The following is an 18,473-nucleotide window of genomic DNA, read 5'->3' as shown; positions in this document are numbered from 1 at the left end:
GCCTGTGTACCGCAGCAACAGGAGGGCTACAAATGCGGTTAAAGCATGGCGCCGTTCTTGACCGGTAGTGGTATCTTTGGCGCCATTCCGCCGTCTCGATTGCCCCAAGCGCTGTCCGGCTGCAGGGCAGCTCCGGCGGCCAAGCCGCTGGAACTGACGCGAACGGAAATCTTGTTGGAGGCGTTTTGCCGCGCGGGCTTCGCGGAGACGATCTCGGATATCGGGAACTTCGCGATCCTTGCCTGTGCGTCCGCCGCGGGCTGCCGCATCGAGGACGCCGGCAGACTGGGGCTATACAACAAGCGCGCGCAGTTCCTCACGGCGAAGTGCAACGGACAGTCAGTCATCCTGGCCGCTCACTAGGCAGTGGATCCGACATTCATACTCGCCCCCATCCTGGGTAACTTCGTGCGCGGGCGGAACGAGGTCGGCTTCGTTGTCGACATTATCGGCGAAATGAACGCGAGCACGTCGGAGGCAACTCTGGCGACCACGATTGCGGATGACAGCTGGGCGGCGATGTCATATGGGATAGCCAAGCTCCTGCGTGCCCTTTATCGGCCCCAGATCAATTAGGCCCGCCCAACGGATTTCGACGAAATCCTTGCTGGTATTGAAAAATTCGAAAGAGCTACCAATGGCTAGCTCAACGAAATCTGCTCCAACAGGGTCGAGCCATGGAGGTTAGCCACAGGACGTCGCTAAGTTCTTACTTCGACTTACCGGTGGCAGCCAAGGCGGTATTGCTGGTCACGCAAGCCTCGGTGGATCTGCTTGAGTTGGTCCATCTGTTGCCACGCATTGATTTGGCGCTGCTGGTTTTCGTTGGCCCGGATCTGTGCCTCGATGGATCCGCATTGCCAGTGTAACTGGCGTTGCTCTTGCGCATACTGTGCTTGTAGTTGCGCCTGCTGATTCTGGAATTGCCTCTCGTCTGCGGCACGCATGGCTAAATATTCTTGCTCTGCCTTGCGAACGTTTTCTGACTTACCGACAGTGGACACGGTGCCGCCCATGGGTGAGGTGATGTCTGTGTAGCCGCTGGGACAGTATCGGTCTTGGGAGTAGAGAATATTTTTGCCACTGCGGCATTTCGCGGCGTGGGAAAGTGGTGAGCAGGCGATAGCAAGTGCGATTACGATGGTTTTGTGCATAGGTTTCGAGCTTGTGGCCATGCCCGTTACCATCTGTTGGCGCGCGTGCAGCGTCAACCCCTCGTAAGGCTTGCTCAGACTGTTGCGAGCAATGGGACGCTGGGGTCGAGGGTACAAACACTTGCCTGCCCCCCGGAGGAATGCCGGGGTCTTATCAACGCTTGACGATAATCCCCGCTGGGGATATACATTGCTGAACGTGACGCCGATGATCAGTGGTTCGATGGCAACTAACAAGAAACTTACCCCGCCCCCTCAGCAAGAGTTGCTACGCGAGGCTATGGTACAGCTTGGCATGACAAGAGAGGAGTTCGCGACTCGCATCAGCGTATCTAGGCGAACGCTTGACAAGTGGCTTTTGCCGAATGAATCCTCTGACTTTCGTGCCCTGCCTGATATGGGCCGAGCCTACATTCAGGAAATTTTGGCTTGGAATGCGAAACGCGCTTGAATATCCCCATTGGGGATGTAAAATAGACGCCACGTTATAGGATCATCATTTGCCATGAAAACATCCTGGCGCTCTCATTCCATTGGGAGCGTCATTCGCCGTGTGGTACAGGCGCACCGTGCCTGGAATTCACGCTTCTACGGCTCGGTCGTTCATGGAAATGATGTTGAAGGCAGCGACCTCAATCTCACCTCGCCCGAAGACGTGGATTAAACAAAAGGAAACGAGCGCGATGAAACCGTACAGCATTGACGTGTCATCCACCGGAGATACGGTGTGGGTAACAGCGCACGACGGCTCCTGCGTAGGGCGGTTCAGTAAGCGATTTGGAATCGACGTCCATCGGACGGTGGAGGAGCAATTGGCCGGCGCAGATCAGTGCTTGCATTGCACACACCAACCCGCGGGTGAGGGCGAATGGAAGGTGTTTCGCACGAAGGTTCTGCAGCACCACGGAATCGATGTCCCGGCTAACGCAATCAGGTTCTGAGCACGGAAAAGCATGACAGCATTGACCGTAGGAGATTCGCTTCGGCTAGCGATCAACGTCCTTCGGGACGCGGCAGAATCCCACCGAATGCCATCTGGCATTGTGCTCGACGACGTTGCCGCGGAACTGCACGCCGTTGCTGCTGAGACGCTCGCAGCATCGCTGGCCGAGCTGCACGATCACGAATAGGGGGAAGCGAAATGTCTGAATCAAAAGCGACGATTACGCGTACCCGCGCGGCTGGGCCTGACCACCAAGTTGTCACGGTAGAAGGTGGCAACGGGAGCTACCGTCGTCGCCCCTGCGCGAAGTGTCCGTGGAGGATTGACGCGGTGGCCGAGTTCCCCGCTGAATCATTTCGCCATTCTGCGGCGACGGCTTACGACATGGCGACTCACACCTTTGGTTGCCACGAATCCGGCGCAATGAAGCCCGCGATGTGTGCCGGATTCCTACTGCGTGGTGCGAATCATAGTATGTCGGTGCGGCTGAAGATGATCCAAGGCGAGAGTTTCGAAGACGTGGCAGATGGCGGCCACGCGCTGCACGAAAACTATCGGGCGATGGCAATTGCAAATGGCGTTGCGCCGGATGATCCTGTCCTAGTCTTGTGCCGCGATTGACGCCGTGTCAGTGCATTAAGCTTGGCGAGGTAGACCTGCAGGATCACGAGTAGGGAAACGAGTTTAGGAAAAATGAGCAAGCGAGTCTGGAATCTCAAATACGTGGCTGGCAATCCGGCGATGTTCACCACGGTAAGAAGCGACGCAGACAACCCCCGCACGCGAGCTGTTGCCCTTATCGATGCAACAAAGGTAGCGCAGAACGGCTGGCGCGTATGGGTCGAGCATGTCAATACTGGTGTACGAATTTTTGAGAGCGAGGCGGAACAGGCTCACTCCAAGGACCGCCAAGAAAAAGCGCTGTAACCAATGGGAAAGAGCATGATCATCGCATTGGACGCTGTGAAGGCGGTCTACCGTCGCGCCATCGATGCGAAGGCGAGCGACGGCGAGGGCCCCGCTTGGTGGGCCGAGGTATCTGCTGAAGTGACGGCCGTTATTCGTGCGGAAAACATAGTAGTCGCAGCGGCTCTTATTGCCTGGTGGCACCACAATTGGAGTCAGGTGAGCGACACGCCTAGCGCCGCTGCAGCTCGCCTCCGACGTGCCGCACGCGTCCTCAAAGTAGTTTGAAAGGAAAAACATGGAAGGGATTCTTACTGACGCCGAGCGAGCCGCGATCCGAGGCTTGGCCTCAGGCGATAAAGCCCAATTGGAGGCAGCCCGAGCCGCATTTGATCGGGCCGCGCAGGAGGGCCATGGCGTCCACACTTGCATTGAGCTTCAGTTCATGGCGGAGGTACTTGCCCCGGTTCCAGATTTGATCCTACGAGCGCGGTACCGCGCTGCTGTCCTGAAGCAGTCTCTTTGAGCATATAGCTGAACTCAAGAAGAATTTTGGAGAAGTGCGGCATGGCAACGTTACTCGAGTGTCTCAGGTCTCTTCCTAGTGACCTCGCAATGCGAGATCTCGCGGCGGTACGCAATGAAGTTGCCACCGTCGCAGAGCACATTGCTCGCCTCCATCACGATGAGGATGGATACGAGATTCGCAAGGAGCCTCGCAACTATGGTCGTAACGAGACCACGGCGGTGGGTCTGATCGGGGGGCCAGCCATGTACCGCGAGGTTTGAGAGTATCTTGGCTGGGAAGAACCATGTCTTCGTGGTAAGCATGCTGTGTGCCGTCTTGCGGCTTAAATTAATCGAACGGCTGACCAAGCCCACGCCGTTCTCCGACATGAGCGGTGGCTGTCGCGCGATGATGGTGCGCAACATTGCTTGATGTTTTAGGAAACATGCCACATTGCCTCGATCAGCGCGCGGCGAACTTAGGAGCGCTCCAAGACATGACCAAAATCACCCCCGGACGCGTCTCAGGGTAGTTATTGGGCCTATTTCCGTTGTGTTGGACATTTGGGATGGTTATACTCCGCAGTTCACAACACTATGATCAACTAACATGGTCGCAGCAAATAAAACGACGAGTCGGGTGAATGGGGTTGCCAAGAGCAAGCCTGCCGCAAAGAAAGTAGCCGTGCCGACGAAGAAGGCCAGCGTGCTTGCGCGCGAGGCACAGGCCGCCAAGAAGCGTCTGCTAAAGCTGCGCGCCGACACGAAGAAGGCCATCGAAGCTGCAAAGCGTGAGGTCGCAAAGGCAACGGAAGCCGCAAACGCTGCAACTCGCTTTGAAAAACAGGCCGCAAAAGAAAAAGCTGCCGCAAAGAAGGCTAAGGCCGCCGGTGCAAAGAAGGCAACGGCAGGCAAGGTAGCTGCGAAGAAGCCCGCTGCTAAGAAGGCGGTAGTCGGCAATAAGGTCGCGACGAAGCAGGTAGCTCCGAAAAAGGCTGCAGTGAAAACCCTGGCGAAAAAGCGCGCTCCGGCAAAGAAGGCTGTTGCGCCGGCCGCCATGCCTGCAGCTGCGGCTTAATTTATGCCTCGGCTGGAACGCGATGTTGCCGACCAGCCGATTGGTCGAAGATGTGGGGCGTGTCTTAGCGCTGCGCTCTGAACGCAAAAATCAACTGCTGCGCTTAGCGCCGACAACTGATTCGTTTCTGGTTTTATCGGGCCTCTAGCTCATGCCTGGTTAGAGCAGCGGACTCATAATCCGTTGGTGCCGTGTTCGACTCACGGGAGGCCCACCAAGGCATGCTCGACCCTGATGCGGGCCGGTCGGCCCGATACCCACCTAGCCTCTCTAGCGCCGCCCCCTTCAGAAAGGCACGTTCTCCAGAGGATGTAGCGCCGCGGCGCCGTCGGGGACGTCCCGCAGTTTCGAAATCTACCTCAGCAACGAAGGCTTCGCTGGCGCCAAAGTACATGGATCCCAAGACTGGGAAGACTTGGTCGGGAAGAGGGCGGGCGCCAGCGTGGCTCGGCAAACGACCCGAGCGTTTCCTAATTCCGCAAGAATAATCATCTCGATCAGCTAAGGTTTGAGCGGTGAGGAGTTGCGAACCGCACCAATGCGGGTGCAGGCCCATCGCTACCTGATTGAAAAATAGAACGTCTGGTGCTTGCAGGCGTGCACGGGCGTGACCCACTTTTCTCGGTTCGGGCGGCGATCGAGGAATATTGCCTTACTTTCACTATCGTGAAAGAATAGGCAACCTCTTTTTGCGCTGCTCTATGCCACGGCCGCTTCCAGATCCCACGCCCCCAGCCCGGGCCACCATTCGCTCTATCTCACAGTTGGGCGATCGCATTCGAGCAAGTCGGGCTGTACAGGGTATGCCGATTGATCAAGCTGCGAAAAACTGCGCTGTTTCCGTCGGTATGCTATCCAAACTTGAAAATGGTAAAAGCGTAAATTTCGAGCACGTCCTTCGAGTGCTGGAGGGTCTAGACCTGACACTTTTGGTTGTTCCGAAAGCCCACGGTCATTGGCTCGAGCAGGCGGCCACCCATGCTGCCACGCTTGGCGACGAGAGAGCGTGGGAACAGTCGTAACGGCCCGGTGGAAGCCGTCCTGTCAATCAGTCGTTTGTGGAGCGGGCTTTGCCAGACTGGCACACTGCGTTAGCTGCTGCGTCCCGCGTAGCGTGTTGATAAACCGGTGCTGAGGAACCCCGTTCCGCGAACACAATTTAACATAATACTTGTTATGCGGCTTTTAGATCACATTATCAGGCTTTGCATGCATCACAAAGACATTCCACGCTCATTTGAACTACAATCTGGTATCAACTGATACTAGAGGTGATGCCATGCTCGTCGTCTCGCCAGAGAACATTAGCGCCGCGATGGCGTTATCCCCGCCACTGTTATCGATCGCCGAACTCGACGCGGCCGTGCGCGAAGGTCTTCCCAAGTCGGCGCTGCGGGAAATCGTCGAGCACGTCGTGCGCACGTCCGAGGAACGACGCGCATTGATGTCCCGTATCGTGCCGGAAGCCACGTTCAAACGTCGCAAGGACCGACTTACCCCCGACGAATCGGAAAAGACAGAGCGGCTGGCGCGCATTTTTGCCACTGCAAACTTCGTCTGGGACGATGAGGAAGATGCACGCGCATTCCTCAATGCCGCCCATCCGCTGCTCGGCGGCAGCAAGCCGCTAGATGTCGCCATGACGGAGCTCGGCGCCAGGCGCGTTGAGGAACTGTTGTGGCGGCTCTTCTACGGCATGTCCGCCTGATGCAGATCTTTCGGATTGCGGACCAACGGCATGAGGTCTGGAACGGCACAGGCGCCATGCTGGTCGGCGGGCGCTTTAACAGCCCAGGGCGGCCCCTGATTTATGGCGCGCTGACATTTGCTGGCGCAATGCTCGAGGTGCTGGTGCATGCCCGCATCGGCAAGGTTCCGCGCCGTCATGTCCTCGTCATTGGCTCCGTGCCCGACGACATGCCAGTGGAACGAGCCATCGCCGATCAGTTGCCGACTGGCTGGGATACGCTGGAAGACCCCCGCGCCGCCCGTAGTTTCGGTGATCGCTGGCTGGCCGAGGGGCGATCTGCGATCCTGCTTGTGCCATCCGTGGTAGCCCGTCTGGAGTGGAACGCCCTCGTCAATCCCCACCATCCCGATGCGCCGCGGATCCAGGTTTCCACACCTGAGCCTGTGCAATGGGATGACAGGCTATTCCAGCGACAATCGTTGTAATGATCATCCCGCGATGACGCGTTTTCGAGCTGGCAATGCGGTCTGCTATCTGGTCGAGAGCTGGAACGACCGCTTCCAGCACGATTGTTGGCGCGCTCGTCTCCTTCAAGGCCCCGACAAAGCGATCACACTCCGCGAGCCAAATACGGTGACGCTGATTAAATTCATTGAGCTTACCGCTCATGCCGTCTCGTTTTTCCCCTTCGATTAGTGCCTGATAGCCGAACTTCAGTGTCGCCGCATCAGTAAGCAGCGCCGCCAGCAATGACTTGAACGGAGCATTCAACTCCGGAATTTCCAAGTACTTCTTGGTAGGGTTAGCGCGCTCCGCTTCGGCCGCCTCTTCCATGAGGCTAGCGTAATGAAGTGGCGAAACCAGTGTTCCGGAACCTGCCAAACGGGAACCTGCCAAACGTGCCTCGTACCAAGTTGGCAAAGCCTCGCTGCCCGGCCCAAGCTTGCAAACAATACGCTGGAGGACCAACGCCTTAGCGCGCGACGTACTTGACTTCGTCGGTGGCTCTGTAGAGTGAAAAGCATGCAACCCGACTCCATGCTCATGCTCTCCACTACACAGCTTCCCCTGTTTCCCGTCCCGCCAACGCTCTGCAAGGATACCGCCGAGCCCGCCCTGCTATTGATGGCCTGCTCCGGCTCGAAGCTCGATCGGGATGCGCGTGCTATCGACCTATACCGGGGCGTCATGTATCAATCGTACCGGGCACACTTGCGCACCGATGCGGCGCCAAGTGTCCTGATCCTGTCCGCGCGTCACGGCTTCCTGCATCCCGACACCGAAATTGCGCCATATGACGAGCGCATGACGCGGCAACGCGCCGACGAGATGATGGCCGACTTGTCGAGTTATCTTCGGCCCCGTGCCTGGCCAACGCGTGTCGGATCGGTGATGCTCGCCGGCGGTGCGGAATACCGGCGCGTCATGCGCGCCGCGCTGGCGCGCCGGTACGGCCCTACCCTGCCTGTCCTGCAGGAATCTTATGGTGGTATCGGCATGCGGCGATCTCAGCTGGGCGCCTTTCTTGACGGGCTAAAGCCTGCATTTCGTGACCAGGTCGGTCAGCATGCCAACGGCACACCGATTTTTCGCGCCTATGGACGGATTGTGGCGGGCGACGTTGTTACCTTGCGTTACCGGGCAGCGCCCGCTCTCCCCGCTCGCCAGGCCCGCGTGCTCTCGGTCTTCAATGGGCCGAGCGGGCCCACCGCTGATGTTGAGGTGGAAGACCTCGTGCGCGGGCGCGCGAGAATTTGCCCGCGTTGGGTCAGCGTCGCCGATCTGCATCCTTTCGCCAAGGAGCAGGCATGAGCGATTTTGCCCCGGAGCTGCGTCGAGAGGCAGTCGAACTGCGGATCGCGGGCATGCTCGATGCCGCCTATCCCCGCTATGCCTGCACCCGCGCAAGGCTCGCCGCGCGCCGCAACCGTTATGGGCGGCCGCGGTTCTGACCTCGCCTTGGAAAGCCATATCCGCCGCATAGCGGCGGCATTGGTGTGCGCTGGGTCCAATTCAGTATATAACAGCAGGTATGACACAAACGGACTCTCTCTGGCTCAGCAATCCCACCCTAGCCTACCGTGACTGGCAGGCGCGTGAGGCGGCTGGCGCTGATCGCCGCCCTTTCTCCCCGCGCTCGATCGTGCAGCACCAGGCGATGTTCGAGAACTTCCGACGACACCTGCTGGCAAGGAGCGCAACCGTTGCCTCATTTGGCACCGCCGATATCGAGGCTTTTTTGCAGACGCCCGACGCCAGGTCGTACTCTTCGGCTACACGCATGCGGTACGTGAAGCTGCTGGACCGCCTGTGCCGGCACCTGGTCTTCGCCGGTGTACGCCTGGACAACCCAGCCGCCCTGATGCTCTCCGCCGAGCGCTGGCCAGACCAAGAGCCCACACCCCAGTTCCTTGACGAGGCCGAGGACGCGCGGCTGCAGTCATATCTTCAATCCCCTGCCGACGATCTGGCCGGCTTGCGTAGCCGGGCGATCGTCGCGATGTTTCTCGCAACGGGAATTACCGCGGCGGAAGCGCGAGCCGCGCGTTTGAGGGACCTAGTCCCGGATGCAAACCCGCCCTATCTCTTCGTGACCGGACATGGGGCGCGGGACGCGCGCACTGTTCACCTGGCCGAATTCGCCGTACCGCTACTTCAGGCCTGGCAAACCCGCCGCGCAACGCTTCCCGTCGAAGGCGACCTGCTTTTTACCCTTACCCCGGATGGCCGCCCCATCACCGACATGAGCTTCGGCCGGATCGTGGCCGCCGCGCTGGAAGCGATAGAATTCGCCGGCGTCGAGCCAAGCCCCCGCACGCTGCGCAATACGTTTTGCCGGCGTCAGCTGCTCGCAGGCTGTACGCGCGACGACGTGACCCGGATCTTAGGGCTTGCCAGCAATCGCACCTGCGACCGCATTGCCGCTACCATTTCGGCTGCCCGACGACGAAAAATCCTGAAATCATAGGGGTTTCAGCGCATCTCACTATTGCACTCGCGCTTGCATTTGCTATTCTTCGCGGATGCGATGTACGCGATATCCCGCGCGCACGCATTTCTTACAGGTACGACATGGCCACGAAAGCATCCGCGAAGACTGCAACGAAGACCGCCGCAAAGAAGGCTGCCCCCGCAAAGAAGGCTGCCCCGGCAAAGAAAGCCGCTCCGGCTAAGAAGGCTGCCGCAGCCGCCCCGGTTGCCAAGCCGCTGAAGGACACGTTCAACAAGTCGAGCCTCCTCGCCCATCTGGTCGCCCAGACCGAACTGGACAAGAAGACCGTCCAAACCGTTCTGACTCACCTGGAAAACACCATGGTGAGCGCGATCCACAAGAAAGGCGCAGGCGAGTTCACCTTCCCCGGCCTGTTCAAGGTCTCGGCCATCCAGGTTCCGGCCACGAAAAAGCGCTTCGGCAAGAATCCGTTCACGGGCCAGGACCAGTGGTTCGCTGCCAAGCCGGCCAGCGTGAAGGTGAAGGTCCGCGCAATGAAGAAGCTGAAGGACGCCGCGATGTAACCATCACGGTTCCCGCGAGCCAAAGGAAAAGCCCCGAAATCTTACGATCTCGGGGCTTTATTCATCGGCTTTAGAAGAGAACTTGCTGAGGCGTAGCAACTTGCCGCCATGCCAACTGGCCTGCCGCCGGCAGGTCCTCGAAGGGAACCGCCCGCGATCGCAACGCCCCCACGTCGTACTCGATAGTGAGCCCGAGGCGGTCCTTGTACGCAGTGCGCCGCGCGATTTCGTCGTGCTCCGCCCGCTGCGAGTGCGACAACGTCAGGCATCCATACTGCGCGTACCAACGGTAGCCAGCAGTCACCTGCCCCGGCGCCACGCCAGCGTCATGAACCTCCAACAACCGATCTACCTCGAATTCCGAGATCAGGAACGCAGATTCCGCGTCAACGGAGAACTGTTGGGCAGTAGGCAACGCCCAAACCTCACGGCCATCAGCTGTGACCTGCAGCGCAGGCCCACAGGCCGAGTCGGCCGTTAAGCTCTCGAGGTATGGATCTCGTAGGCCAGTCCATCCCGCCGGTTCAGCGGTGTCGTCCCATTCCGAGCCCACGTGCAAGAAGCGCGCCGTCGGCACCGCGGTCTGGGCGACTTGGGCCACATCAGGAATGTCGTACCTGACGCCCCGCTGGTGAATATCCCGCCAGTCCGCCCACGCGGCGAAGGGTCTGGCGAGCCCATTCAGCGACTGCAAAGCATCCACGGCAACAAGCAGGTCCAGGGGCAGCAGTTCGAACTTCGGCCGCTCTCCAACGCGCTCAGCGCGGCATTGCTCATCGTAATCCAGCTGGAGCATGTACCGCACCAGTTCCCGCACCATTGTGGGGTGGTACGTGTCCGGCTGGACCTTGATCCAGCCGCCGCGGATAGTTCGACCCACCCAATGCCGCCGCGACCAGTCAAACCGTGTGTTGCGGATGAACCGGTTCAGGCGTTGCAGGCCTGCCGCGTAGGCGTAGCGCTCGTCGTACTCGATCATATTGGCAAGGCTCTTGTCCTCTGCCATCTGGCAGACGTGGCAGCCAAGACGAGCGCCGCACTTGCCCTGCCGGCGCGAGCCAGCGCCTTCAAGAATGGCGTCCGCCACGACGGCGCAGGACGTCCCGACCGCGTGGGCGTAAATGCGTCGCATGTCCTCGAAGTCGGAGTAGCCGGGACGCGCCCCGCTTCCATACAGCGCGATGCCCTCCCAGATATCGTCGTCTTGCCAGTGGCAAACCGGGCTCAAGACGAGGTCGCCGTCCTGGTTGCGCGCCGGCAGCGTGTCGGACTCACCGCGCTCCCGCATGCGGATGTTGCGCCGCGTGCTTTCCCCATAACGGGTGCCAAGCAGCGTCACCGGCTCCGCGTGCCCATGCCCGGCCAATGACCGAAAGAGCTGTCGGCGGAAGGTGCGTTGCGGTGAAATTTTGAGGTCGGTCGAGCAATCGCCGTGCGTACCCGGAAAGCTGGGCAACGCCCGACCGGAAAGGATTTTCACCTGAAACGTCGAGGCCATCGCCGGCTGTACCACGCGCGCAAGAACTTTGAAGCCACGCTGCTGGCCGTACCGGCACATCCCTAAAAGCTCTTGGCGGTAATGATGCGCGACTTCAGGGGACTCCACGAGAGTGTCCCCGGTCGTCACAACGACCAGCGGCTTGCCGCCCGCCGCACGATGGAGCGCTGCGGCATGCAGTGCCAGCGCAGCGACCATGCTGCTGTCCTTGCCGCCGCTATAGGCAAGGACGAGCGGGTGGCCAGCCTCCAGGAGGGTAAGAATGGCGTGAACGGCGCGGTCTGCCTTGTTCTCGATTGGATCGAGAGCGCCCTGCGGAAAGAGAGAAATGGTTTGCATGTGACCCCTTCGGAGCGGGGCCCCAGCCCACAGGGGCTGTGCCCCTGTGGGTTGTAGAGTGGAGGAAGTGCTACAGATCAGCGAGATAGACGATTGCGCCGCCGCCTTCTATGCCGGCCAGGCGTTGGCCCTCGCGACAGATGGAGAAATCGACTACTTTGCGTTCGATCTCATTAGCCAATTCGCGCAATTGCTGCGCGGCTTCGGTCCGGACCGGCCGTGCCCTGAAACGTAGGGCTATCAATATCAATGTCGACAATGAGGTTCATGGTAAGAGAAAGCCCGCTCCCCTTTCGGAGAAGCGGCCGTGTTGAATGATGAAAATGGCGGCCCTACTGCGCCGCCAGGGCAACTACATCGATGACAGCGTCGGCTTCGTCGACCAGATCCGGCGTTTGCGAGATGAAAAACTCTCGTTCGTAACCCCCTAGCCGAAGCACTTCGCGTTTCATTTTCATGAATGCACGCTTGCGCTCCGCATCCAAGGGACCATCGGCCTCGTCGGTAAAGAGGGTCTGGAACGGTTGCTGCGCGTCCTGCGCCCGGTAAAGGGCGATTCCGCGCGTCAGACACTCGTTGATCCAGACCTTCTGCCCGCCTGACATGACGGAGAAATCCTTCGTGCTGTCGTTGTCGGCGTCGATCACGTCGATGGCAAAGCCTTCCCGCTTCTCGCCGTTGGCTAACTCCGTCTGCGTCTGAATTGCGATGGTGAATCGCGGTCCGTAGCAGGCGAGCAATAGGTCGTTGACGATCTGCGTGATGGCCGGGCCTGCGTCATCGATGGACAATGCGATCACGCCATCGTTGCCCAGGCCCTTGGCCAACAGCCTCCACTGCGCGATCTGGTCGGACAGCGCTTGCGCCTTGGCCTCTACCGCCGGCAAACCTGCAAGCTCGACATCCAGCCGCTCGCGCTCCGCCACCAGCGTGCTCTCCTGCCGAATCAGTGCTTCGATCCGGCCGGCGATGGCAGCGCCAGCCTCCCGGCTGGCAGCGATCTGGCGTTCCAGCTGGGCCAGCATGCCGGTCACATCCTCTGTGGCCAGCGTTGCCAGTTCCCTGCGCACCGCTTCGAGCTGGGCTTGCACGTCTGCAGCGTCACGCTTGTGGCAAGCTGCTCGGGCGCCTTCCTCCTCAGCCAAGGTTGTCAGATCTCGATTGGCCTGCGCCAGTCCTTCGCGCGCGGCGTCCAGCATGGGCTTCCTGGCGGCCAGAGCCGTCAAGCGCTGCAGCGACTGCTGGTCGCGCTCCAGGTCATCGCGGAGTGCCACGAAGGCACTCCGCGCCTGGGCGCGCGCCGCAAGCGAGTCCTGCATCGCCTGCGCCTGCGCCTGCTTCTTGCGATAACTGTCACGAAGCGCCTCAACCGTCACCGCTTGCTCACTGAGACCGGCTTTGGCATTGCGCGCCTGTTCCAGCAACGGACAGGTGGCGTGCATCGGGTCGTTCCGGCAAGGGACCGTCTCGATGACGTCGGCCTGCAGCTTGAGCGACTTGACCCACTGCGCCGCCGAGGCACCGCGTTGTTCCAGGCCCTTGAGCTCGGAACTCAGCGCCGCGTGCTCGACCTGCACCGCATCGAGCTTCTCCACAGTCGCCTGCTGGCTGGCCAGTTCCGCCTGCTTCCTGCCGATAGCAAGTTGCAAGGCATCCCGCTCGCCGGCGGCCGATTCGATGGCCGCGGCCTCTGCCAGCACGGCGCGGTGGCTTGTCGCGTTCCGGTCCAGATCGCGTCGTCGCGCCGCAGCACGGCCGGCAGCCGCCTGTTCGTCACTGGCCAGCAATACCGCACGCCGGTCCAACTCGCCCTTGCGCTGGTTCAATTCCCGCAACCGCGCTTCGGTACCGGCATTGGCTTCCTGCTTCGCAGCCAGCGTCGCGCGCTCCTGCATCAGCTTGGCACCCTTGGCTGTTTCCAGTTCCCGGCCCTCCCGCTGGGCATCCAGGGTTTCACCAACCTGCCAGATCTCCTTGGCAACCACCGCGGCACGATCTCGCTTACTCGTGAGGGTTAGCACGTCGCGCTGCAGGGTGTCCAGCGAGCGGGTGAGCAGCTTGGCAACCTCCCCCGCTTTCGCAGAGAGGTCACGCAGATGCTCGATCCCGAGTAACTCGGCGAGCAGCTTCTTGATCTCGCCGGCCTGGTAGCTGGCGAGGGGGCGCCGGTTCTGGGCAGAAAACACGCTGGTAAAGAAGGCCTCGGGAGACCCGAGCACGGCTTCCAGACACCGGTTGTAGGTGTCCGCCTTGCCGTCCGACAGCGTACCGTCAGCCAACTGCAGCGGCTTCCAGTCACCTCCAGCGTCCTTTTCGAACAGGTAGTACTCGGCCTTGCGGCTCTTGCCAGGATTGCGGAACGCGAACGCGGAGCGATACGTCTTGCCACCGTGCTCCCACTCCAGATCCTTCTCCGCGCGCGGGGCGCAGAGATGGTCCCAGTATGAGAACGCGTCGGCCGACATCTTGCTCGCGTGGCTCGGCATAATGGGAAACGGGTGCAGGTTGTCCATGATCGTGGTCTTGCCAGCCCCGTTGGGACCGACTAGGGCGATCAGGCCACCGGGCAGCGTCGTCAGGTCCACCGTGACGCTATCGCGCTTCATGCCGTCGCGGACCCCATAGAATCCGGTGAGCATCAGTTTCAGTGGACGCATTCCGGCACCTCCGTACCATTGAAGGAGTGAAGGTATTCCGGCGGCATTTCCATGACGTTGTCGTCAAACACCGGAATCTCGGCCACGGCCGGGACATTGCGTTCCGGCTTGCCAGCGATTGCGCGCTCCAGCGAGCGTCGCGCTTCGGCAAATTCGCCGGCGGCCATCTTGAGCACCGCTGGCCAGTCCTCAAGACCGGTGATGGCCCTGAGTTCGAGTTGGCTCCACTGGGATGCCAAGCCATTGGACACTGACCAGATCAGGTCCTGCAGCTCCTTGGAAGGTGCCACGGCAAAGAAGGTGTTTCGGCCGACCTCACCCAGCGCCAGGACCAGCATGTGACCGCGTTTGGCGATCACCGTGCCGCGGCCCTGGCCGAACGGCTCGTACAGCATGCATTGGGTAAAGTCATGGGCGTCGGCCAGGCGCTTGGCCATCACCGAGCGATCCATGCACGCTTCTTCAACGAACAGCCAGTCGGGACCGGCGTGGTACAGAATCATTTTGCACTCCTGGAAAAGGACGGAGTGCGACCCAGACGGGAAGCACCCGTCTGGGTAGATGAAAGAAACGGATACTGCGGGGTCGATGCGTCAAGGACGCGGGGTAAAACCGGGTTTCGACAGCCGCCAGGGCTGTCGGAACATGGCTCATGTTCTGAGGTGCGTATTGCTACGCAAAGAGATCGTCCGTCAGCCAGTCCATCGCTGGGGCTGCAGGCAACGATGAGAACAAAGCCGGTGTGAGGTCCGTCTTCTCCTCCGCGACGGGCGGCACCGGAAGCCCAACTTCGTCTGCCAACTCCATGCCAACCAGCGCCGTTAGGACAGGTGGCGAGACAGGCTCGGATGGGGGAGCGTCGGGTGCGATCGCCACCGGCTCGGCAACAAAACCCGCCAGCATGCGATCGGCTATCGACTGCGCATCGAGCGTCTCCAGCATCGAGAGGCAATCCATGAGCGGATTGGCCTCAACCCCCGTCAATTCACACCAGCGTCCCAACTTCTCAGGCAACGTTGCGGCCCGGCTGATGCCTTCGGCGCGACTGCGAACCGCCGGCAGGACCCGCGCTTCGAGCTTCACCTCGGCACTGGCACCAAAGAGTGCCGTGATGGCCTCCCGGTCCACAAGCTGGCGGTGCTCCTCATTGACCGTCCAACGGATGCGCACGAACTTGCCGGCAGCGTCGGTGGCCATCTCGGTCAGCTTCGCCATATCGGGCGGGCCGTCGAAGTCAACGCAGACTGTCTGGCGAGCCGGTGTCGCCACCAGTGAGGCCTCGACCCGACCGGGAGCAATCTGCCACTGCAGGTAGCCCTTTTCTCCGATTTCACCATAATGGAAGCGCCCGATGGAGCCCGGATAGGCCACCACCCTGCCCCCCTGTGCCCATTGCTGGGCGCGGTGGATGTGTCCAAGCATGAAGGCATCGCAATCGGCATCGAACAGCGCACCAATGGTGAACTCGTGATCGAATCCGGCCATCGGCACCCCGTGCTCGGTCTGGCACCCGTTGACGGTACCGTGGGAAACGCCAATCGTGCGCGCGCCAAGCGATCGCAATTGGCGATTGACGGTACCCGCCGCCTTCAGATAGTCGGCCAAGTGATCCCCCACTGCCGTGGCAGCACTCGCCACGCCAGCCGCGGCCGCCAGCACAGCCTTGTTGACCGTCGGCACACAGGTGAACACCACTTCCGGTATGCCGTGCCCTGCTAGCAGCGCGTCGATCTCCGCGCCGTCGAACACCGGCCTCGCCGACGGCACAAATTGCCCCGCACAAAGCGCTACCTGTTGGATGCGATCCGCGACATAGACCGGGTACTGTGCGCCGATGAGGCGAAACAGGTCCAGCGTGCCTGGCGGCTCGTGGCTATACGTGCCTTGCAGCATCAGAACGGGCATGCGCACCGTTAGCTGGTGAACGCGCCGTGCCAGCGCCGAGAGCGCCGGCGTGTGCGCATCCAGGCGGTGGTCGGTGGAATCTCCCGACACCACGCCAACCTGACAGCCGGCGGTAATTGCATCATTGACTGCAAAGCCGAAACAGCGATCTGACTCTGCCAGGTGGCCAGGGGAATAGTGCAGATCCGAGAAATGCGCAACAAGCAGGCTATCGCCTTCTTTGTGCATGGTACGACCTCCAAGAGAATATGCCGGCCCGCGGCAAGAAAGGAAAAAGGGAAAGCCATATGGCTTCCCCTGTCATGCCGGCACAAGGCCGACGTTACGGTGCGACTTCCGCAGCAATCGCCGCAATCTGTTCGCGGAACGCAAGCGGATTGGTCAGCGCTGTGCGCATTTCGCCGAGCAGTTGGCGAACGTCCTGGTCACGCTTGGTCCAGCCGCGCCCGAAAGTGGCAGACGCGTAGATGCGGAACTGCGCCCGACCCTCCTGATTGGCCAGGCCGAGGCGCGCCATCAGATCCTCGAACTGACTTTCCAAGTCATCGCCGTCGACGGGCAGCGCATGGGTCGCTGGAGCGTCCACAACAGGCGATTGCTGCGGCGGTTCATTGCCCGGCAGCGACGTCGGCTCCGCTGGATGCAACTCGTCTTCCAACGCAGCAACCGCCTGTGTCGCCATCTCGAGTGCCGGCGCACGACGGTCAGACCCGTCCAGCAGGGCAGCGATATCGATCTCGGCGTCCAGCGTGATGAGCCACTGCATCTGGCGCACGGCCCTTCCGCTATCATCGATACGGCTGATCTCCACCTCCTGCTTCGCCATCCAAAACTTGACGCCCACCAGCCTGCCGCGCGCCAACGCAACGGTCTGCATGGCGGCGTGAGCCTTCTGCAGGACGTAAATAGAAGTTGTCGGCATTTCGATGAGGCCCAGGCCGGAAATGGTCGGCAGCGCGAAATAGAAACTGGCTGACAGGTTGCAATTCCCATCCTGGTACTGCGGGCACATATGCGGATCACAGATGCCGTCCGGGATATCGTCGTCCTGGCGAAGGATGATGGTGCGGCCGCCCCAGGTTCGCTTTGCGCGATTGGCGCGTGCGTCGCGCACGGGGGGCGCGTACATCTTGCAATAGCGCCTGCCGTCCGGCCCGTACTCCGAAAAGTACTGGCGACCGCTCTGCGTCCATGCCACGAGCTGATTGGGCATATTGCTCAGCCAGTCGTCGAACGCGAAGATGACCGGGAAGCGCCAGAGGCGAAAGCCGTTGCCGTCGCCACGATCTTCACCGTAGCGCTGCACGATGTCTTCAGCTACCGCCGGGTTGGCGAAGTCCGAGCCGCGGCAAGTAAACCACGGCACGTTCTTGGGAACCAGCGGTGTTTTGATTCCAGTGGCCCGGGAGATCTCTGCCCCGATGCGCTCGAAGCTCTGACCCTGCGCCAACATCCGGTCATGGATCTTGACGGCTTCAGGCTTCTCGCGCGCGGTCTTGGTCAGCACCTTGATGCCGGGCCGGATCTTGCCAATGATCGGTGGCCGCGTGGGCCGCTCCTCCAGGAGGCTGCGGCGTCCGCCAGGTTCGCTGTAGGTGATGGGTGCATGCATGGTACGTCCTTTCTCCTGTCAGGAAAACGAACGACGTCGGCCCGGATGGACGCAGCATGCTCCCGAAGGCGCTGGGCTGTGTCGGCCCCGCGCTGGGTCGTTGCGGCAATGGGAAAGCCTGTCGCGCAGGATTCCAAAAAGACTGGCGGCGCCAGTGGCGCGCCAGAAACGAAAAAAAGCCCGCTCCGGATTGCGCCGGCAGCGAGCTTTGATGTTCAGAACCTGCAATGCCACGCCCCTTCCGGGGGCGTGGCACTGAGGGAGCGGCACGCTAATGCGCGCTGCTCGATGCTGAGGACGTAAAGTCGCCCTCGTGCAGCATGGTCACGCTGCACAGCAACCCATTTCGCGAACCCACAGGTTCGGCCGCAGGTTCACGGATCGGCTCGACGGCTGCCGTTCTGCCCGGGAGGGGCCTTTGAGAGAGAGCTCCACATGATCCCGGGCTCGAACGTGTCCATCGCGTGCGCTCACAAGGAGGCACAGCGAGAACGCGTATTACGAGCTGATGAGGGAAGTGTTCGGCGAAAACACTTAGCACAAGGAAATATCCACACTGGTAGCCAACCAGTCGGCGCGTGCGCAAATGCACGACTTGAAGCAGAAGATGGACTCGCCAGGAGTCAGGGTCGATGCGTCAGTGACGCGAGGTGTGAAAGCATTGTGGC

Annotated in this window: 21 protein-coding genes, 1 tRNA gene and 1 pseudogene; 16 read left to right on the top strand and 7 right to left on the bottom strand. The window is 60.8% G+C overall.

The genetic code is table 11. The features are described 5' to 3' along the window. Positions 1-45 precede the first annotated feature (45 nt). Positions 46-363: a hypothetical protein gene (locus ACAD63_RS34725; protein ID WP_434034802.1), complete on the top strand. Its 318-nt coding sequence runs from the start codon at positions 46-48 to the stop codon at positions 361-363. A 356-nt stretch (positions 364-719) separates the two neighbouring features. Here the strand turns inward: ACAD63_RS34725 and ACAD63_RS34720 are convergent, their stop codons facing one another. Next, the gene (locus ACAD63_RS34720; protein ID WP_434034801.1) at positions 720-1,154 is read right to left on the bottom strand and encodes a hypothetical protein; all 435 of its coding nucleotides are present in this window, start codon (positions 1,152-1,154) and stop codon (positions 720-722) included. 91 nt (positions 1,155-1,245) lie between these two features. Between ACAD63_RS34720 and ACAD63_RS34715 the strand changes: the two genes are divergently transcribed. From ACAD63_RS34715 to ACAD63_RS34670, 10 genes and pseudogenes are all read left to right on the top strand, one after another. Further along, on the top strand, positions 1,246-1,605 hold the full coding sequence (locus ACAD63_RS34715) for a helix-turn-helix domain-containing protein (RefSeq protein WP_434034800.1): 360 nt from the start codon (positions 1,246-1,248) through the stop codon (positions 1,603-1,605). Positions 1,606-1,659: 54 nt separating this feature from the next. After that, the gene (locus tag ACAD63_RS34710; RefSeq protein WP_434034799.1) at positions 1,660-1,818 is read left to right on the top strand and encodes a hypothetical protein; all 159 of its coding nucleotides are present in this window, start codon (positions 1,660-1,662) and stop codon (positions 1,816-1,818) included. Positions 1,819-2,295: 477 nt separating this feature from the next. Beyond that, a complete protein-coding gene (locus ACAD63_RS34705; RefSeq protein WP_434034798.1) occupies positions 2,296-2,718 on the top strand; it encodes a DUF6283 family protein in 423 nt (140 codons plus the stop codon). A 72-nt stretch (positions 2,719-2,790) separates the two neighbouring features. Beyond that, positions 2,791-3,024 (top strand): hypothetical protein, encoded by a 234-nt coding sequence (locus ACAD63_RS34700; RefSeq protein ID WP_434034797.1) that lies wholly within the window; start codon positions 2,791-2,793, stop codon positions 3,022-3,024. Between the two features lie 775 nt (positions 3,025-3,799). Next, a complete protein-coding gene (locus ACAD63_RS34695) occupies positions 3,800-3,943 on the top strand; it encodes a hypothetical protein (protein ID WP_434034796.1) in 144 nt (47 codons plus the stop codon). Between the two features lie 177 nt (positions 3,944-4,120). Further along, positions 4,121-4,588: a fumarate hydratase gene (locus tag ACAD63_RS34690; RefSeq protein ID WP_434034795.1), complete on the top strand. Its 468-nt coding sequence runs from the start codon at positions 4,121-4,123 to the stop codon at positions 4,586-4,588. A 138-nt stretch (positions 4,589-4,726) separates the two neighbouring features. Continuing rightward, positions 4,727-4,805: transfer RNA gene (locus ACAD63_RS34685), tRNA-Ile, on the top strand. Positions 4,806-4,893: 88 nt separating this feature from the next. Next, positions 4,894-5,076: pseudogene (locus ACAD63_RS34680) on the top strand (H-NS family nucleoid-associated regulatory protein); the annotation flags it as partial. 791 nt (positions 5,077-5,867) lie between these two features. Then, a complete protein-coding gene (locus ACAD63_RS34675) occupies positions 5,868-6,296 on the top strand; it encodes an antitoxin Xre/MbcA/ParS toxin-binding domain-containing protein (protein ID WP_376992126.1) in 429 nt (142 codons plus the stop codon). Further along, positions 6,296-6,763: an RES family NAD+ phosphorylase gene (locus ACAD63_RS34670; RefSeq protein WP_434034794.1), complete on the top strand. Its 468-nt coding sequence runs from the start codon at positions 6,296-6,298 to the stop codon at positions 6,761-6,763. The genes ACAD63_RS34675 and ACAD63_RS34670 overlap by 1 nt, the downstream gene beginning before the upstream one ends. On the opposite strand, the gene ACAD63_RS34665 is transcribed toward ACAD63_RS34670, so the two are convergent. Continuing rightward, positions 6,669-7,112, bottom strand: coding sequence for a transposase (locus tag ACAD63_RS34665; protein ID WP_434034793.1), 444 nt, complete (start codon positions 7,110-7,112; stop codon positions 6,669-6,671). The genes ACAD63_RS34670 and ACAD63_RS34665 overlap by 95 nt on opposite strands. A 189-nt stretch (positions 7,113-7,301) precedes the next feature. Here ACAD63_RS34665 and ACAD63_RS34660 point away from each other — a divergent pair, with 189 nt between their 5' ends. The 4 genes from ACAD63_RS34660 to ACAD63_RS34645 all read left to right on the top strand — a co-directional run bounded on the left by ACAD63_RS34660 (position 7,302) and on the right by ACAD63_RS34645 (position 9,794). Continuing rightward, positions 7,302-8,090 carry a DUF6884 domain-containing protein gene (locus ACAD63_RS34660; RefSeq protein ID WP_434034792.1) on the top strand — a complete coding sequence of 263 codons (789 nt, stop codon included), beginning with the start codon at positions 7,302-7,304 and terminating at the stop codon, positions 8,088-8,090. Then, on the top strand, positions 8,087-8,230 hold the full coding sequence (locus ACAD63_RS34655) for a hypothetical protein (protein WP_434034791.1): 144 nt from the start codon (positions 8,087-8,089) through the stop codon (positions 8,228-8,230). Before ACAD63_RS34660 ends, ACAD63_RS34655 begins: the two co-directional genes overlap by 4 nt. An 80-nt stretch (positions 8,231-8,310) precedes the next feature. Beyond that, positions 8,311-9,246, top strand: coding sequence for a tyrosine-type recombinase/integrase (locus ACAD63_RS34650; RefSeq protein ID WP_434034790.1), 936 nt, complete (start codon positions 8,311-8,313; stop codon positions 9,244-9,246). Between the two features lie 104 nt (positions 9,247-9,350). Next, positions 9,351-9,794, top strand: coding sequence for an HU family DNA-binding protein (locus tag ACAD63_RS34645; RefSeq protein WP_434034789.1), 444 nt, complete (start codon positions 9,351-9,353; stop codon positions 9,792-9,794). Positions 9,795-9,864: 70 nt separating this feature from the next. Here ACAD63_RS34645 and ACAD63_RS34640 read toward each other — a convergent pair whose 3' ends face one another. After that, positions 9,865-11,631, bottom strand: a complete 1,767-nt coding sequence (locus ACAD63_RS34640; RefSeq protein ID WP_434034788.1) for a phosphoadenosine phosphosulfate sulfotransferase — start codon at positions 11,629-11,631, stop codon at positions 9,865-9,867. Positions 11,632-11,698: 67 nt separating this feature from the next. Here ACAD63_RS34640 and ACAD63_RS34635 point away from each other — a divergent pair, with 67 nt between their 5' ends. Next, positions 11,699-11,866 carry a hypothetical protein gene (locus ACAD63_RS34635; protein ID WP_434034787.1) on the top strand — a complete coding sequence of 56 codons (168 nt, stop codon included), beginning with the start codon at positions 11,699-11,701 and terminating at the stop codon, positions 11,864-11,866. 97 nt (positions 11,867-11,963) lie between these two features. On the opposite strand, the gene ACAD63_RS34630 is transcribed toward ACAD63_RS34635, so the two are convergent. The 4 genes from ACAD63_RS34630 to ACAD63_RS34615 all read right to left on the bottom strand — a co-directional run bounded on the left by ACAD63_RS34630 (position 11,964) and on the right by ACAD63_RS34615 (position 17,805). Next, positions 11,964-14,288, bottom strand: a complete 2,325-nt coding sequence (locus tag ACAD63_RS34630; protein ID WP_434034786.1) for an SMC family ATPase — start codon at positions 14,286-14,288, stop codon at positions 11,964-11,966. After that, entirely contained in the window at positions 14,276-14,740 is a 465-nt protein-coding gene (locus ACAD63_RS34625) for a hypothetical protein (RefSeq protein WP_434034785.1), read from the bottom strand. Before ACAD63_RS34625 ends, ACAD63_RS34630 begins: the two co-directional genes overlap by 13 nt. A 220-nt stretch (positions 14,741-14,960) precedes the next feature. After that, positions 14,961-16,421: a metallophosphoesterase family protein gene (locus ACAD63_RS34620; protein WP_434034784.1), complete on the bottom strand. Its 1,461-nt coding sequence runs from the start codon at positions 16,419-16,421 to the stop codon at positions 14,961-14,963. A 94-nt stretch (positions 16,422-16,515) separates the two neighbouring features. Continuing rightward, positions 16,516-17,805, bottom strand: a complete 1,290-nt coding sequence (locus ACAD63_RS34615; protein WP_434034783.1) for a hypothetical protein — start codon at positions 17,803-17,805, stop codon at positions 16,516-16,518. Between the last annotated feature and the right edge of the window lie 668 nt (positions 17,806-18,473).

This window comes from Cupriavidus sp. a3, from assembly GCF_051015765.1.
Classification (GTDB): domain Bacteria; phylum Pseudomonadota; class Gammaproteobacteria; order Burkholderiales; family Burkholderiaceae; genus Cupriavidus; species Cupriavidus oxalaticus_A.
This window is presented reverse-complemented; position numbering and strand designations above follow the sequence as displayed.